Annotated in this window: 20 protein-coding genes and 1 pseudogene; 7 read left to right on the top strand and 14 right to left on the bottom strand. The window is 67.3% G+C overall.

Annotation, left to right across the window (positions count from 1 at the left end; translation table 11 throughout):
• Together ACFQEU_RS04740 and ACFQEU_RS04735 are read right to left on the bottom strand one after the other, a co-directional pair.
• A pseudogene (locus ACFQEU_RS04740) lies at positions 1-215 on the bottom strand (HAD family hydrolase); the annotation flags it as partial.
• 127 nt (positions 216-342) lie between these two features.
• On the bottom strand, positions 343-828 hold the full coding sequence (locus ACFQEU_RS04735) for a DUF7321 family protein (protein WP_379779781.1): 486 nt from the start codon (positions 826-828) through the stop codon (positions 343-345).
• Positions 829-1,026: 198 nt separating this feature from the next.
• Between ACFQEU_RS04735 and ACFQEU_RS04730 the strand changes: the two genes are divergently transcribed.
• From ACFQEU_RS04730 to ACFQEU_RS04700, 7 genes are all read left to right on the top strand, one after another.
• Positions 1,027-1,851, top strand: coding sequence for a DUF7319 domain-containing protein (locus ACFQEU_RS04730; RefSeq protein ID WP_379779779.1), 825 nt, complete (start codon positions 1,027-1,029; stop codon positions 1,849-1,851).
• A gap of 96 nt (positions 1,852-1,947) precedes the next feature.
• Positions 1,948-2,604: a halocyanin domain-containing protein gene (locus ACFQEU_RS04725; protein ID WP_379779777.1), complete on the top strand. Its 657-nt coding sequence runs from the start codon at positions 1,948-1,950 to the stop codon at positions 2,602-2,604.
• Complete coding sequence (locus tag ACFQEU_RS04720) at positions 2,601-2,990, top strand: DUF7318 family protein (protein WP_379779775.1); 390 nt, start codon at positions 2,601-2,603, stop codon at positions 2,988-2,990. Before ACFQEU_RS04725 ends, ACFQEU_RS04720 begins: the two co-directional genes overlap by 4 nt.
• 7 nt (positions 2,991-2,997) lie before the next feature.
• A complete protein-coding gene (locus ACFQEU_RS04715) occupies positions 2,998-3,807 on the top strand; it encodes a cytochrome b (protein ID WP_379779773.1) in 810 nt (269 codons plus the stop codon).
• A 4-nt stretch (positions 3,808-3,811) separates the two neighbouring features.
• Positions 3,812-4,630, top strand: a complete 819-nt coding sequence (locus ACFQEU_RS04710) for a cytochrome b family protein (RefSeq protein ID WP_379779771.1) — start codon at positions 3,812-3,814, stop codon at positions 4,628-4,630.
• A gap of 33 nt (positions 4,631-4,663) precedes the next feature.
• Positions 4,664-5,092, top strand: coding sequence for a DUF7315 family membrane protein (locus ACFQEU_RS04705; RefSeq protein WP_379779769.1), 429 nt, complete (start codon positions 4,664-4,666; stop codon positions 5,090-5,092).
• Positions 5,093-5,095: 3 nt separating this feature from the next.
• Positions 5,096-5,368 (top strand): DUF7314 family protein, encoded by a 273-nt coding sequence (locus tag ACFQEU_RS04700; RefSeq protein ID WP_379779767.1) that lies wholly within the window; start codon positions 5,096-5,098, stop codon positions 5,366-5,368.
• 403 nt (positions 5,369-5,771) lie between these two features.
• Here the strand turns inward: ACFQEU_RS04700 and ACFQEU_RS04695 are convergent, their stop codons facing one another.
• The 12 genes from ACFQEU_RS04695 to ACFQEU_RS04640 all read right to left on the bottom strand — a co-directional run bounded on the left by ACFQEU_RS04695 (position 5,772) and on the right by ACFQEU_RS04640 (position 15,630).
• Positions 5,772-6,215, bottom strand: coding sequence for a DUF7313 family protein (locus tag ACFQEU_RS04695; RefSeq protein WP_379779765.1), 444 nt, complete (start codon positions 6,213-6,215; stop codon positions 5,772-5,774).
• Positions 6,216-6,229: 14 nt separating this feature from the next.
• Positions 6,230-7,072 (bottom strand): NAD(+)/NADH kinase, encoded by an 843-nt coding sequence (locus ACFQEU_RS04690; RefSeq protein ID WP_379779763.1) that lies wholly within the window; start codon positions 7,070-7,072, stop codon positions 6,230-6,232.
• A gap of 83 nt (positions 7,073-7,155) precedes the next feature.
• Positions 7,156-8,481 (bottom strand): M28 family peptidase, encoded by a 1,326-nt coding sequence (locus tag ACFQEU_RS04685; protein WP_379779761.1) that lies wholly within the window; start codon positions 8,479-8,481, stop codon positions 7,156-7,158.
• 95 nt (positions 8,482-8,576) lie between these two features.
• Positions 8,577-9,164 carry a DUF420 domain-containing protein gene (locus ACFQEU_RS04680; RefSeq protein ID WP_379779759.1) on the bottom strand — a complete coding sequence of 196 codons (588 nt, stop codon included), beginning with the start codon at positions 9,162-9,164 and terminating at the stop codon, positions 8,577-8,579.
• 111 nt (positions 9,165-9,275) lie between these two features.
• On the bottom strand, positions 9,276-10,328 hold the full coding sequence (locus ACFQEU_RS04675; protein ID WP_379779757.1) for an NAD(P)-dependent glycerol-1-phosphate dehydrogenase: 1,053 nt from the start codon (positions 10,326-10,328) through the stop codon (positions 9,276-9,278).
• Positions 10,329-10,481: 153 nt separating this feature from the next.
• On the bottom strand, positions 10,482-11,174 hold the full coding sequence (locus tag ACFQEU_RS04670; protein ID WP_379779755.1) for a LysE family translocator: 693 nt from the start codon (positions 11,172-11,174) through the stop codon (positions 10,482-10,484).
• A 103-nt stretch (positions 11,175-11,277) separates the two neighbouring features.
• Entirely contained in the window at positions 11,278-12,003 is a 726-nt protein-coding gene (locus ACFQEU_RS04665; RefSeq protein ID WP_379779753.1) for a metal-dependent transcriptional regulator, read from the bottom strand.
• A 72-nt stretch (positions 12,004-12,075) separates the two neighbouring features.
• A complete protein-coding gene (locus ACFQEU_RS04660; protein WP_379779752.1) occupies positions 12,076-12,372 on the bottom strand; it encodes a bZIP transcription factor in 297 nt (98 codons plus the stop codon).
• A 614-nt stretch (positions 12,373-12,986) separates the two neighbouring features.
• Positions 12,987-13,316 carry a hypothetical protein gene (locus ACFQEU_RS04655; RefSeq protein WP_379779750.1) on the bottom strand — a complete coding sequence of 110 codons (330 nt, stop codon included), beginning with the start codon at positions 13,314-13,316 and terminating at the stop codon, positions 12,987-12,989.
• Entirely contained in the window at positions 13,317-13,589 is a 273-nt protein-coding gene (locus ACFQEU_RS04650; protein WP_379779748.1) for a DUF7385 family protein, read from the bottom strand.
• A 114-nt stretch (positions 13,590-13,703) separates the two neighbouring features.
• Entirely contained in the window at positions 13,704-14,720 is a 1,017-nt protein-coding gene (locus ACFQEU_RS04645) for an aldo/keto reductase (RefSeq protein ID WP_379779746.1), read from the bottom strand.
• Positions 14,721-14,775: 55 nt separating this feature from the next.
• Positions 14,776-15,630 carry an endonuclease V gene (locus ACFQEU_RS04640; RefSeq protein WP_379779744.1) on the bottom strand — a complete coding sequence of 285 codons (855 nt, stop codon included), beginning with the start codon at positions 15,628-15,630 and terminating at the stop codon, positions 14,776-14,778.
• Between the last annotated feature and the right edge of the window lie 7 nt (positions 15,631-15,637).

Genomic DNA, 15,637 nt, shown 5'->3' with positions numbered 1-15,637 from the left:
TTCACGCCGCGGGAGTCGAGCGCGGCCGAGACGTGTGCCGGGATCGGGACCTCCGCGCCCGCCGGCGCGTCCACGTGCCGCTCGCCGTATGCAACGTGCCAGTCGTCCGGAACCCGGACGTCGCGGGACTCCAGTTCGCGTGCGACTATCTCGGCCGGATCGGCCGGGTAGTCCACGTCGACGAGCGTGCCGAAGAGATCGAACGTTACTGCCACGATACGCGTCATACGTGGAAACCGGGATTGAACCTGTCGGTCGGGGATCCGCTCGTCTCCGGTGGTCGGAATCCGCTCGTCTCTAGCGGTCGGATCCGCCCGTCCCCGACACTCGACCCTCCCGGCGTCAGGACAACAGCGGGACCAGATGGAGGACGTAGAACCGATACAGCCCGGTCAGCCACGCACAGAACCAGAGGAGCATGAACCCGGCGACTCCGACCCGGAGGCGACTCCGCCAGTGACCCATGTCCTCGTGGATCTCGTCGATATCGACGTCGGGATCGTCGTAGGCGTCCGCGTTCCGTTTCGCCTGAAAGATGCGAACGATCCCGGTGAGTGCGAACACGAGGAGCGCGTACGCCTGGAGCCCGAAGAAGGCGTGGATAACCGCATCACCGGTGAGCTGGCCGAGGATCCGCGGGAGCATCCACGTGAGGATCGGGAGGGTCGTCAACAGGAGTCCGACGACGATGTATCGCAAGTGGCGGGTCAACACGTTCCACGTGACCGTCTCGGCGTCGATCATGATCCACGCCCCGTACAGCAGGAACGGGAGGCTCGCGGTCACCGACAGCCCCGCCACCGCCGCGATCACCGACTCGTCGACCATATCGATCGGTTGGGCCCCGAGCGCGTAAAGCCCCGCGATCCGCGACCGGACGCCGATCATGGGAGCGGCGGTTTCGGTTCCCGGGGAGCAGGATCTACGGCGGCCACCGGCGGCGGTTCCCGCGGTCGGTCGAGAACGATTCCCGCGCTCCGACGACGGACGAAAACAGTTACCCGTCGGAGCACGTACCGGCGTTCGATGGACGACTCCCCGACGCGGTCGGAGCCCGATGGACCCGGCGAGGAGCCCGATGGACCCGACCCCGGTGTCGAGAGCGGGACGGAGACGGACGACGGGAGCGGCGACGCCGACCTCGATGCCCTCCGGGAGCGGGTCGACGCCGAGTACGATTTCGACGACTTCGGCCCGGAGGACATGGCGCGGATGAGCGCGGAGGAGTGGGACGCCGCATTCGATCCCGACACGTGGATCACGGGCGACCGGCTGCTCGAACGGGTCGAGGCCGAACTGAAATCGCGGATCGCCCGACGGGAAGTGTTCGGACTCCTCGAGCGCGTCCGCGAGGACGGCGAGGAGCGGATCGTCGTCTACTCGGACGAGGGGTACGCGATCGTTCGTCCCACGGGGGAGGTGAGCGGGCGGGGGACCGTCCTCAGGGACGTGGAGCCGATCGTCGCGCTGGCGGCGATGGAGTCGTACGAGGTCCCGGAGCCGCCGGCGGACTGGTCGCTCCCACATCCGGATACCGTCCCGGAGGGAACCGGCGAGTTCGGGAACCTGATGATCCAGGTGGTCGCCGCGGTCCTGACGATCGCCGGCGGGGCGCTCCTCGGCGCGTCCGTGTTCACCGATCTCGAGGGCGTGATCGCCCCGGCAGTCGGGCTGGCGTTCCTCCTCGCAGGCGTGTTCCTGTTCGCGATGGTCGCGAACGCGCGACTGTCGGATCGGTTCCGCTCGGAGGAGTACCGAAACCGCCTGCGCGCCCTCCGCGAGGCGGAGGAGCGACCCGACTTCGTGCCGGTCGATGGGGAGGTCGTCACCGACGAGAACGAGGACGGGTGAAGCTGCCGAATTCGACCGTTTCAAACATCCTACCACGCACCGCGCGAACGCCCACAGTCGGTGGGTTTAAGCGCGCGCCGTCCTGAGTGAGCCTGTATGAAACGGCGGGACTTCGTGCGAACGGCCGGCGGTGCTACCGCCGCCCTCGCCGCCTCGAACGCGGCCACCGGATCGGTCGCGGGACAGGGGGCGGGAGAGCCCGATTTCGAGGGGTACCTCGGCGGCGTCGACGGGGGGTTTCAGGACCTCCGCGGCCAGGACGAGGTACGCGTCGAGGTCGGCGCGAGCGGGAACGGTGGCAACCTCGCGTTTAGCCCGGCCGGGATCTGGATAGACGAGGGAACGACGGTGGTCTGGGAGTGGACCGGCGAGGGCGGCGGCCACAACGTCGTTACCGACGGGGAGAACACCGACTTCGAGAACACCCACGACCTCGACAGCGGGAGCCCGGTCGACGAGGCCGGCCACGAGTACGAGCACACGTTCGAGGACCCCGGTCGAACGGGGTACGTCTGTGTGCCCCATCGGGGCGTCAACATGTTCGGTGCGGTCGCCGTCGGCGACGACGTTCCCGTCATCGAAGCCGGTGGCGCCACCGGCTGGCCGGAGGACATCGCTCACGTCGGCGTTCCGATCCACGCCCACTGGGTCGGGATCGCGTCGATGTTCGGGATCATCCTCACGTTCGTGTTCACGTTCTACATGTTGAAGTACGGCGAGTCCGCCCACACGGGACACGGAGGTGGCCGATGAGTTCAAGCGGCTCCTCGTACGGCGACATCCACCGGTACGAGCCGGCCCGCGAGAGCACTGCCGCCGCCATCGCGATCGTGCTCCTCACGGTCATCGAGGTCGTCTTCGTCTTCCTGTTCGTCTATGGCCTGATGTTCGGGTGGGCGTCGACGGAGTTCGGCAACATGTACATGGGCGCGTTGTTGGCGCTGATCTTCGTCGATCTGGCGTTCATCCTGCTGTTGTATCGGAAGGAGTTCCTCCCGGACGTGATGATCGTCAAGAAGCGCCGCAGAAAGTGGGAGGACCTGTACGTCCGTGAAGAGGACAAAGACGGCGTCGGCGTCGACACCGGCAACGCCGTGGAGACCCTGAAGCGGGCTGTCTACCCGTACTACAAGAAGTGATCACCCAATGAGCCTGAAAAAGAACGACGAGATGGACCACAACGCGTGGCTCAAGACGCAGGACTTGACGGTCATCGAGACCGCCTTTCTGACCACGCTCATCTGGATGGACAAGCGGCTGCGCATCGTCGACTACCTCGAACTGCTGGAGACGATGTACTACCGCGCGAACCTCCAGATGCCGAAGAGCCACACCGAACAGTACGATCTGGACAACAAGTTCTGGTACTGGTACCCGCTGTACTCGCTGGGGTCGCTGTCGATCATCGCGTACCTCGTGGCGGCGGTCTCCGGCGCGCTGTTGGGGTTCTACTACTCCCCGTCGACCGCTGGCGCTGTCGCACAGGGTGACCCGACGGCGGCGTACGACTCCCTCGTGGAGATCATGCAGGACGTTCAGTTCGGGTTCATGCTCCGCTCCATCCACCGCTGGTCCGCCCAGTTCATGGTGGCGGCGGTGTTCCTCCACATGCTCCGGGTGTACTTCACCGGCTCCTACAAGGAGCCGCGTGAGGTCAACTGGATCCTCGGGATCGTGCTCATCGGCCTGACGCTACTGTTCGGGTTCTCCGGATACGTCCTGCCGTGGAAGCAGCTGTCCTTCTGGGCGGCACAGATCGGCGTCGAGATGGCGCTCGCAACCCCCTTAGTGGGTGAATGGGCGGCCCAGCTACTGTTCGGGGGGTTCACCCTCGGGCAGGCGACGCTCGTGAGAATGTACATCCTGCACGTGTTCGTCCTGCCGTTCGTGGTGACGGCGCTCATCGCGCTCCACGTCGGCATCGTCTGGGTGCAGGGGATCGCGGAGCCGCACTAATACAATGACCGACGACACCAATACACCGACCGACGCGACCGACGCCGAGCGGGCGGTGACCGACGGCGGAACCGACGAGGAAGCGCGCACGGACGGGGGGCCACCGGCGACGGTGCCGCCGGACGACGAGACACCGACGTGGACCGAGCGGAAGGAGCGGTCCCAGGGGCTCTCCCGTCTCACTTATCAGTACTTCGAGCGGTCCCGCCGCGAGGACGAGGACCTCCGCGCGGAGTCAACGTACGTCGAACGTGACGTCCTTGGCTTCCCGGCGTGGCCACACGAGACGATCCGGAACCTCGCTATCACGAGCTTCTTCATCGGGGTCATGCTTCTCGTGTCGGCGATCCTCCCGCCACACTTCGGGGATCCGGCGAACCCCGGGTCGACGCCGGCGGTCATCCTGCCCGACTGGTACCTCTACTGGTCGTTCGGGCTGCTCCACCTCGACCCGATCAACCCCGAACTCGCGATCCTCGGCGGCGACAAGGTTATGTCCGACGAGCTGTACGGGCTCGTGGCACACGGCGTGATCTTCGGAGTCATCACGCTCGTGCCGTTCCTGAACAAGGGGAGCGCTCGGCGCCCGGTCGAGGAGCCGTTTTGGGCCGCAGTAGGCGTCTCCGGCGTGATATTCTCGGTCACGCTGGGGGTGCTCGCCATCCAGAACTTCGTCCCGATCGAGCTCGATCTGCTGTTGAACCTGGTGTTCCTGCTGCCGATCGTCGGCGCGGTCATCACCTACGCCGTGTTGAAAACCATGCGCGAGGGGTACATGTACGACCTCAATCGCCGGTACTACATGCTGCGGCCGCCGAAGTAGCGGCGACCGGTCGTTTTCTGTACACGTTATACTATGTCCGATACCGACAACAGTGAGTTTCAGGCGGTCGACGACACCGGGGACCCGATAGCGAAGGACGACCCCGACGATCCACGGAACGAACCGGTCGGTCCACGTGTCGGTCCAGACGGTCGCGAGATCGTCGTCCCGCTTCGGCTGTACAAAACCGTCACCGCGTTCTCGACGCTCGCCGCGGTGGTGGCGTACTTCATCGGGTTCACGCTCGTTGACGCGGCGACTCTCCAAGTCAGCTTCATCAGGGCGACGATCGTTTATCTCCTCGGCGTGGTCGGGCTCGCACCCGCAGAGGGGGTGTTAACCGCCGTGCTTGCGATCGTCGGGATCGGCTCGATCCTGTTCGGAACGGCGGTGTACGTCCTGGGGACGCGGTTCAGGGCTCAGGGAATGGGAAAGGCTCAAGAGGACTCCAGCGAAGGATAACACATGGCAGACGAGTTCATCAAAGGGCTGACCCTGTTCACCCTCGGGGGTCTCGGCTGGATCACCTTCGGCGGGTGGTACCGGACGCCCTCGTACTACGATCTGAGTCAGCTGTTCGGTCCCGCTCAAGGGGTCAACTCCGTGTACGACGAGATCGGAGTGCTCGCCGGCGACGCCTTCTTCTGGCTGATGATCGTCGGACCGATCGTGTTCTGGGTGTTGCTTCCGGCCGGTAGGCAGCTCCGCGAGTCGATGGCTGACGACGCCGCGAACTGACACGAACCCACCGCCTACTGCGAGGCGATCGGTCGGCCGGTCCGTTCTCTCACTTCGTTCACCGCCTGTAGCGAGGCGTTCACACGGTCGGATCTGCGAGGGATCTCGACGTTCGGCGGTCGATACGTGTCACTATCGAGGTCAGGTCGAGTGAACACACGAGTCCCCGACGACACGGTCACCGGCCGGGTTCGGAGACACGCCAAGATCGAGTGACGACAGAGGGACTCGAACGGTAACCACCGAGCGTCGAACCGATCGACGTGAGACGAAGACGCCCTCATCCCGGAGTCGAACAGGGGGTTCGGACGAACGACACGAAGCGGAACTCGTTCGATGCGAGCACGGAAGCAACAAGAAGGGGAACCGATGCGGGACGAGCGACCGACGAGAACCGCCGCGACTACGCGACCACGCCGCCGCTCCACACGTCCGCGACGAGGAAGAACAGCGCGTAGTAGGCAGCGTACAGCAGGACGAGCGCCGAGGAGACGATCGCGCTCTTCGGTGCCTCGATCGTCATGTCGTTCCGGGCCTCGACGTTACGCGACTCCAGCTCGAAGAGGTCCGCGAGCAGCATGGTCACGACGAGCATCGAGAGGACGGTTCCCCCCGTCGGCGCGTCGATCGCGAACAGCGCGCTCAACAGCAGCAGGCCGACGTTCGTGAACACGTGCGGACCGTACGATTCGACGCTGTCCCCGGACTGTCCCTGTTGGACGTGCCGCTTGTGGGCGACGTGCCGGGTCGCGAGGTTCGCGATCGCCATCGTGAGGATCGCGAACGGCAAGATCGGCCCGACGACCGACAGCCAGTCGAGGGGGACGAGGAACTGCAGTGGATCCATACCTCCGTTTCCGTTCACGAGTTATTAGAACCTTTCCGATCGGTGGCGGGATCGACGCCGTCTCCGGGGTTCGGACCGGTGCCGTCCACCAAGAGGTCGACGTGAGCACCGACCCCGATCCTGACCGGTCGGCCCGCGGGGATCCGCTCTCGGCGACCGCCGTCGACAACTATCGAGACCGCCTCGACGTCGCGTTCCACGGAGAGCGCCACCTCTCCGTCGACAACCCACGTATCGCGTCTCGTCGTGAACGGCGCGATGGGAACGACTGCGAGTCCCGCACCCGGAGTGATAACGGGTCCGCCCGCGGCGTTCGCGTACCCCTCGCTCCCCAGTGGCGTCGCGACGACGACGCCGTCCGACCGGACCGTCACGTGACGCCGCCCGGGGATCTCGATGCCGTACTCCGAGATCCGAGCGGGCTCGTCCGTCACCAGCGCCACGTCGAGCGCGGCGTGGTACGTGTTCGTCCCGCCAATATCGGCCGCCAGGACCGGGTGTGGAACGGTTCGTGTGGTACCGTCCAGCAAGTGCCGGATCGCCTGGTCGATGCTGTTCCGGTCGTTCCCGACTGCGTCGTCCACCGTGACCGTGTTCCCGGCGAGCGGGTCGGGCAGGCGCTCACGGAGCGGATACACCGGCGTCTGGTCCGCATCCACCGACCCATCGGAGGCCACGGCGCGACGGACCACGTCGTGGATAGCGTCGTCACCGAGCGCGACGACGGCGTCGGCGTCGGCGTCGGCTGACGGCGGATCGACGAGCTCGCCACCCGCATCCCCGACCGCCCGTCGAGCGCGGCTCGTCCGGTCGTCGTCGGGACCGACGACGGCGATCCGGGACGGCGGATCTCCCATACGCGAGGGGTCCGCGCGGCACGATGGAAAAACCCCCGGTTCGGGGGCGAGGGGAGGGTGGCTATGAACGAAGCGTCGCCGCGTCAGAACGGCCAGTCACCGGTGACCTTCATTCCAGTCGCCGCCCCGCTCTCCTCCAGCGACGCCGCGAGGCGGTCGGTGTCGGCCCGAGGGATCGAGACGTCGTCTCGGGCGAGGTCGACAGCGAGGGCGGTGAGGAGGATCGACTGTTCGCGGAGGTTCCGAACGTCGAGCTTGTCGAGGGTGTCGGCAGCGGTGTGGCCCCAGCCTCGCCCGCGGTCCTCCGTCTCGCCGGACACCATGTAGCCGGGGATCCCCCGCTGGACGAACGGCCAGTGGTCGCTGTGGGGGACGACCCCCTCCCCGAGCGTCACGGGATGGTCGAACCGATCCCGGAGTCGCTCGCCCGCGGCGGCGAGTTCGTCGAAGTCGTGATGGTCGAGTTTGAGGGTGCGGCCGAACACGTTGCTGTCGACGTTGATCACGGCTTTCACCGCCTCCGGATCGACGTCTGCTGCTGCTTTCGAGGAGCCGACGAGGCCGACTTCCTCGGCACCGAACGCGGCGAATCGAACGCGAGTGTCCAGTGCCGACTCCCGGTCGGCGAGCGCGCGAGCGACCTCGACTATCGTCGCCGTACCCGCGCCGTTGTCCATCGCGCCCTCCGCGATGTCGTGGGCGTCGACATGCGAGGAGACGAGAAGGTACTCGTCGGTGTCGGGACCGAGCTCGGCGACAGCGGTCCCGCTCGTCGCGTCGGGGGTCGTACAGTCGACGTCGACGGTCACCGTCTCCTCCTCGTGTCGGCGGATGAGCCGCGCGCCGACTTCCTTGCTCACGCCGACGGCGGGGATCTCGCCGATCGGGTCGTCGGGGGTCCCGACGCTCCCCGTCGGTGGGAGCCCGCCCTCGACGTGGTTCGCGAAGACGAACCCGGCCGCGCCCGCGTCGACGGCGTGGTAGTACTTCTCGCGGCGGTGGACGAACCGGTCGAACTCGTCCGGCACGGTCGTCGAGACGACGGCGATCGCCCCGTCGAGCTCGGCGGCAGCGGACTCGAACTCCGCGGGAGTGCCGTAGCCCACATCGACGAGCTCACCCGTCGCGCTCGCGTCCGGTGATCGCGGGAGTGCGATACAGGACCCCTCGCCGGCGGCGAGCGTCGTCTCCCCCTGACGGACCGCGCTGTCCCCACGCTCCCACCCCTGGATGTCGAACGGCTCGATCCGGGCGTTACGCGCGCCGACGGCGTCGAACGCGTCACGGGTGTGTTCGAGCGCATCGCGTTCGCCCGACGACCCGGCCATGCGGTTCCCGACATCGACGAGGGTTTCGAGGTGGTCCCAGCCGATGTCACTCGTGAACGTATCACCGATCCACTCGGTCATGCGTGAGCCTGATCGGGCGGCGCGTTAAGCGGTTCGGTGCCGGAACCAACGGCCGACAGACCGTGCGGAGGACCGGGACTCGACACCGCGGCGGCTCAGTACGTGAAGCCGTACACGTGGTTCAACATGACGTAGGTGACCACGCCGAGGACGAGCGAGAGCAGCCACGAGCCGGCAGCGATCCGTCCGACCGTGGCGTGTGGTACCTCCGACCGGAGCTCGTCAACGGAGTGAGTGAGCCCCAACAGGAGCGCGTAGAGCACGACGGGGACGGCGACGATCGACAGCAGGATGTGGATCCCGAGCATGACGAGGTAGACCGTCCCGACGAGCTCGGGGCCATCGAAGTACTTCGTCCCGCCACCGGCGACCCGCGGGACGTAGATCCCCAAAAAGAGGAGGATCAGCGCGAACGACGTGGTCATGGCGGCCGCGTGTTTCCGTACCTCGCCGTTGCGGATCCAGTACCAGCCGAGCGAGAGGGTGAGGATCGTGAGCGAGTTGACGGCCGCGATAGCGTGCGTGAGGAGGTCGACGGTCGACCGGGAGAGGTCGGGGAACAGCGCCTGGAAGCCTGGAACGAGGAACGCGCCGAGCACCGCGCCGTATCCGACGACGGTGAGGAGGGCCACGGTCGCCGCGGGGCGGCGTTTGACGCGCTCGCGAACGCTGGCTGCGGACATACCCGAACGAGGGGACGAACCGATAAGTCGGCTTCGGGTTCTCCCGTTCGGCGGGTCGACGTCGCGAGCCAGGGGGCCGGCTCCCGGTCGATGTTCCTGTCCGACCGGTGACTACCGGTCGATGACGCCGGTCGCGGTCGCGACCTCGATGGCGGCCTCCTCGTTGATCCCGCCCTGAAGGATGGTGTAGCGGTCGCGGATCTCGTGGGCCGTCGTCATCGCCGCGATCAGTTCCTCGTCGTCGACGCCGAGCTCCGCGGCGGTCGTCGGCGCGTCGAGCTCGGCGAGCGCCTCGCGGATCGCGGTCCAGCGGCCGTTCTCGCCGCTGTGGAGGTACTCGGTCACGATGGACGCGACGCCGACCTGGTGGCCGTGGAGCGCCTTCCCCGGCGCGATCCGGTCGAGCTGGTGGGAGATGAGGTGCTCCGCGCCGGAGGCGGGCCGCGAGGAGCCCGCGATCGACATCGCGACCCCCGAGGAAACGAGCGCTTTCACCACGACCCACGAGGACTCCTCTAACCCGGGGCGGATCAAGTCGGCGTTCTCGACGAGCAGCTCGGCGGTCATCTCCGAGAGCGCGCCCGCGTACTCGCTGTACTCGACGTTGCGGAGGCGGTTCGCGAGCCGCCAGTCCTTCACGGCGGTGTAGTTGGAGATGATGTCCGCACAGCCAGCGGTCGTGAGCCGCCACGGCGCGTTCGCGAGGAACTCGGTGTCCGCGACGACCGCGAGCGGCGGGTCGGCGGCGACGGAGTGGCGCGTGTCCCCTTCGGGGATCGACGACCGCCCCGAGACGATCCCGTCGTGGGAGGCGACCGTAGGGACGGAGACGAAGCCGACATTGAGGTGGTCAGCGGCCATCTTCGCCGTATCGATCGGCTTCCCGCCGCCGAGCGCGACGAGGAAGCCGGGATCGACGGCCTCCGCGGTCGCTTTGAGCTCCTCGACCGCATCGAAAGAGGCTTCTTCGACGACGGCGGTCGCGGGGTCGTCGAACTGCGCGCGCACCCGGTCACCGGCGATCTCGTTCGGCGTCGGGCTCGTCACAATGAGCGGTCGGCCGGTGAGGTAGAGCTCGCCCACCGCCGCCCCGAGGTCGTCGACCACGCCGTGGCCGACGAGGACGTTCCGCGGGAGCTTGATCCACGTGGACTTCTCGAACATATCGGAGCCACACGCCCGCGGGTGAAAGCCGTTGTCCATGGCGGCCATCCGATGCGCCGCCACGGAGCACGACGGCCCAAGCACGACGGCTCGAAGCACGACGGCTCAAAGCACGGTGACCCGAACGGAACGCTCAGAGCGCGGCGACGCGACTCACCACGCCAGCAGCGTCGTCGCGGCATCGACGAGGAAGTACACCCCGAACCCCGCGAGCACGACCGCCGACCCGACGGCGACCACCGGCGAGAACGCCTCGATCCGCCGCTCGGCGACGACGAGCCCCGCCGGGAACAGCGTCACCCAAGCGCCGACGCCACAGAAGAACCCGACGATCAGCGCCGGCGAGCCGGTGGCGACGACGAGCGTTCCCGCGAGCTCCGAACCGACGACCGGTAGATACGCGAGCACGTCGAGCTCGCCCGGGCGGAGCAGCCCGACACCCACCGTGAGCCAGAACAACACCTGGAACGGGTTCGTCAGCGCCAATAACAGCGCTTTCTGGAACCCTTTCCCGTCGTCCACCATCGGGTCCTCCCCCTGCGTCGGCCGGAACGACGCTCGCGCGCCGCGCACCGCGCCGACCGCGAAGTAACACATCAGGAGGCCGCCGACCGCGACCATGGCCGTCTGCAGCCGTGGTACCGACTCGATGACGGCCACGACGCCGACGTACGCGAGCACGAAGAAGGCGACGTCGGCGGTGGCCGCGCCGAGCCCGGCTTTCGCTCCCGCGGTCCAGCCGCGCAGCACCGACTCCTCCGCGATGACCGCGTTCATCGGCCCCGGCGGTGCCGCGAGCGCCAGTCCGAACAGCGCACCGACCGCCAGCGTCCCGACCGTGTTCACGGCCACGTAGAGGCCCGTTCGCGTGAAAAACCTCGCGGACGGACTGTCGGCACGACTGGCCAGGAGTGAACATCACCCCCGAGAGTCGGTGACCGATGCGGATCTATCGCCGCTCGCGTCGGCGGTCGTCGTCGCTCTCGTCGCGCCCGCGGCCGTCCTCACCCTCGTCGCGTCCGGCGTTCTCGACACGGATCGACTGTGCAACCTCGGTCGGGAGGCTCTGTTCGCCCGCCGGGGTCCGGACGGTGATCATCCCGAATGGGGCGACGTCGGTGACTTCGATCGTCGTCCCCGGCGTGATCCCGGCGTCGGCGAGGTACTCGAGCTCCGCCTCGTCGCGGTCGGAGACTCGGGTGACGACGAGCCGGTCACCGGCGGGATGGTCGGAGAGCCGAGGGCCGCTCCCCTCGTTGACGGGTTCGAGGTCCGCGCCCGGGATCGGGTCGCCGTGCGGGTCGAACTCGGGGTCGCCGAGCGCCTCGGCGACGCGCCGTTCGAACTCCTCGGAGATGTGGTGTTCTAACGCGTCGGCCTCGTCGTGAACGTCGCTCCAGTCGTAATCGAGGTGATCGGCCAGGAACGCCTCCAGCAGCCGGTGGTGGCGGACGACTTCGAGCGCGACCGCCTCCCCTTCGGCGGTGAGCTCGACCCCTTTGTACGGCTCGCGGTGGACGAGGTCGCGATCGGCGAGCTTCGAGAGCATGTCCGTCACCGTCGGCGGGGTCTTGTCCACGTACTCGGCGATGGCGGACGTCGAGACGGGCGGCCCCTCCTCGGCCTGGAGGACGTAGATCGCCTTGAGGTAGTCCTCCATCACGTCGCTGAGCATTTATATACCGTTACTGGAGACGATTCAAATACCTACCGGGACCGATCGTCGGTCGGGTGCCGTCTCGGGTGGTCAGGTGCCGTCCCCGTCAGGCGCGTCAACGCCACCGTCGGTCACGCGGTCGCCACGGCCGTCATCGGCCTCCAGCTCGTCGACCCGTCGGCGAAGCGTCTCTTTCTCCTTGATCAGCGCGTTGACGGTCGCTTCCAGGTCCGCGATCCGATCGGTCCACGTGATGTACGCGTAGCCGGCGGCGAACCCGATCACCAGCCCGATCAGGCCGCCACCGAGGAACCCGACGAGCGTCATGACGGACAGGAACAGGGCGTCGAAGATGTCCTCGGCATCAACGGGGAGAGCGAGAACCATACGAACTGCTGCTCGGCGGAAGTAAAAAGGGTTTTGTCGCCCGCGGTCCCTCCAACCCGCATCGAACACCGCTTCAATCGATCGTTCGGGCTTCGTCTCGGTTCGTGCTGGGACTGTAGCAAGCGATAGCCGGCGCGGATATCCCAGTACGGGTGACAGTTGGTTATAAATAACCGAGCAGTGTTGTGACGGCAGTTTATAACTCGTTACTGTCGGGGCGACTGCGTTCAGCATGCCAGCCGTTCGATTATAAGTGGACAGTTATGGATCGACGGTGAACTCATCCAACTCTCCACCTCGAACCGCGACCGCACCTCACACCTCGCCAACCTCGTCGGCGGCGGCTTTGTCGCCGGCTGCCCGTGGCGCGTCGCGCCACGCTGTCACCGACGCTCGCCGGGGCGCGCCACCACAGTAGCTATTTATAAGTAACCGCCGGCATCGCTCGCGGTCGAGTGTGACCCGTCTCGCCGGAGTCGTGTTGTGCTACCCACTCCCGTCACGGACCGAAATGCGCTTTCCGATCCCCTCAGTCCCTCCGGGTCGGATATAAGAGCGCCACCGTGATCGGTCGCCATTGAGACGGCACCGTCGACCACGGAACCACACTTGACTCACTCCTCGGCGGGCGGTCGGTTCGCGATCCGCGAAGCGAGCTCGCGGGCGGCCGCGACGTGGTCGTCGGCCTCGCGATCGCCCGTGCCGTCGATCCCCGAGAGCAGTTCGACGATCTCGCCGGCGCGCTCCCGAATCACGTCGTCGTCGACCGGCCCTGCCGCGATCTGTCCGGCGAGCGCCTGCGCCTCACCCAGCCGCCAGCCGGCCTCGCGTTCGACGGGGCGCACCTCGGTCGCGACGAGGTGGTCGTGGAGCGACTCGACCGGGTCGAACGCTTCCCCGTCCGACGGGTCGTCGGCGTGGCCTCCGCTCCCGTCTCCCGGCATTTACTCGTCGTGGATGAACACGAGTCGTTTCTCGTCGGTCGTCACCAAGCAGAGCTCGATCCCGTCGCGAGTCGCGCCGATCCGCTGCCAGCCGTGGTCGCTGACGAACAGCGTCTGGAACACGCCCAGGTCGCAGTCGGGGTTCGGACAGCCGACGCCCGCCGCGTTCTTATATACGGTCGTCCCGCCACCGGATCCCTGTCGGACCAACCCGTCAGTCAGCGAGCGCAGCTCCTCGTCCGACATCGGACTCCCCGTGTCGTCGTCTCCCATACACGCGAATTCACGGGCGACGGTATAAAAGCGACCCGCCGGCTGGACCGATCCGGGAACGTCGAGCCGGGCCGATCCGGGAACGCCGAGCCGGGCAGCCGCCAGTCGTCCCGATCAGTGGCCCCAGCGACGACCGTCCTCGTCGTAGCGGGCGTCGGTTATCCGGTCGTGTTGGTCCCGGCTCATCGAGACATCGGCCGCGCCGAGGTTCTCGTCGAGCTGGTCGACCGTTCGCGCGCCGACGATGGGAACACAGGTGAACTCGCGCTGGTCCATCAGCCACCGCAACGCGACCTGCGCGGGAGTCGCGTCGAGCTCGTCGGCGACCGCCCGGACCTCGTCCAGCACCTTCCAGCCGCGCTCGGAGAGGTAGAACCGCTCGAACCGCTCGTCGAAGCTGCCGCGGGAGCCATCGGGTGCCTCGACGGATTTCGGGTCGTCAGGGTCGGCACGCGTGTACTTGCCGGTGAGGAACCCGCCCGCGAGCGGCGAGTACGGACAGACAGCCAGATACTGATCGGCGACGACAGAGAGGTACTCCTCGACGTCCTCGTAGTAGCCGGCGTGGAACAGCGGCTGGGTCACCTCGAACCGCTCGTAGTCGTTGACGTCGGACTGCCAGAGCGCCTTCGTGAGCTGCCAGGCCGCCATCGTCGACGCGCCGAGGTAGTTCACTGTCCCCTCCTCGACGAGCGCGTCGAGCGTCGACAGCGTCTCCTCGATCGGGGTGTCCTCGTCCCAGCGGTGGATGTAGTACAGGTCGAGGTAGTCGGTGCCGAGCCGGTCGAGCGTCCCCTCGACCTGGTTCCGGATGTGAGTGCGCGAGAGCCCCGAGCCGTTCGGGTTCGTGTCGTCGAACCCGAAGTACACCTTCGAGGCGATGACGTACTGCTCGCGCTCGCGCTCGGCGAGCCAGTTTCCGATATACGACTCGCTGGTGCCGTTGGGGTCGCCGTACACGTTGGCGGTGTCGATGAAGGTACCGCCGCGGTCGGCGAACGCGTCGAGCAGTTCGTGTGCCGCCGCCTCGTCGGTTTCGAGGACGCCCCCCGTCTTCCGGCCGAACCGCCACGTACCGAAACAGAGCTCCGACACCCGCGTACCCGTGGAGCCGAGCTGCCTGTAGTCCATGGTCGAACCAACTCCACCGACTACTAAAAGCGTAGCCGTCGATCGGCCCCGCCGATCAGTCGCCGTCGACCAGTCGGCGTTTCACCCGATCCGCGTGCGCATCGGCGAGCCGGGTCGGCTCCGGGAGCTTGTAGCCGGCACACAGCGCGGCGACGAGATCGACGGTCGTCGCCGCCGACACGCGGTGGCCCGGACTCACGTACACGGGGTTCACCCACCGGCTGTTCGGGTACTGCCGCGACTGGTAGGCGTGGCCGATCGTCGTCCCCGCCGCCGCCGTCTCCACCGTGTCGTCGGCACGGATCGGGGTTCGCCAGCCCGCGGGTCGCTCGTCGACCGGCTCGTCGGGCTCGCCACACAACAGGCCCTTGGCGACGCCGAGACCCGCCACATCGCGGATGACGCCGATGTGCGTCGCGATCCCCGCCTCGCGGAAGTGGATCCGGCCGGAGCCGTCACAGACGAGCAGGTCGGGATCGACGGCGAGCGCGTCGAGCGCGGCCAGCATCGACTCTCCCTCCCGGAAGGCCAGAAGTCCCGGAACGTACGGGATCGAGAGGGGCGTGAGGGCGTGGGCGTACTCGATCACGGTCCCGTCGCGGATCGCCACGACGGCGGAGACGGCGCGGTCGCCGGCGTCGCCGGTATTCGCGCCCGAGTCGTCACCTCCGGTCAGAAACGCCTGGTCGATCCCGACGACGACCGGCGCGTCTGGATCGCCCGCGTTCGGCGTGGGGTCCGGGAGTCCCGTCGTGAGGTCGAACGGCTCATCGATCGCGACCGCGCCAGGATCGAACCCGACCGCGTCCGTGAACCTCGCCGTCGCGGCGATCTCGCGCTGGAGCGCCGTCATCGACTCGTGCGAGAGCGACGGGTCGGGGCGGAACTCGGGGCGGGGCGTTCGCGACATCTACCGG

The organism is Halorubrum tibetense, assembly GCF_042661865.1.
GTDB lineage: Archaea > Halobacteriota > Halobacteria > Halobacteriales > Haloferacaceae > Halorubrum > Halorubrum tibetense.
Note: the sequence above shows the minus strand (reverse complement) of the source record. Positions and strands in the feature narration are given on the sequence as shown.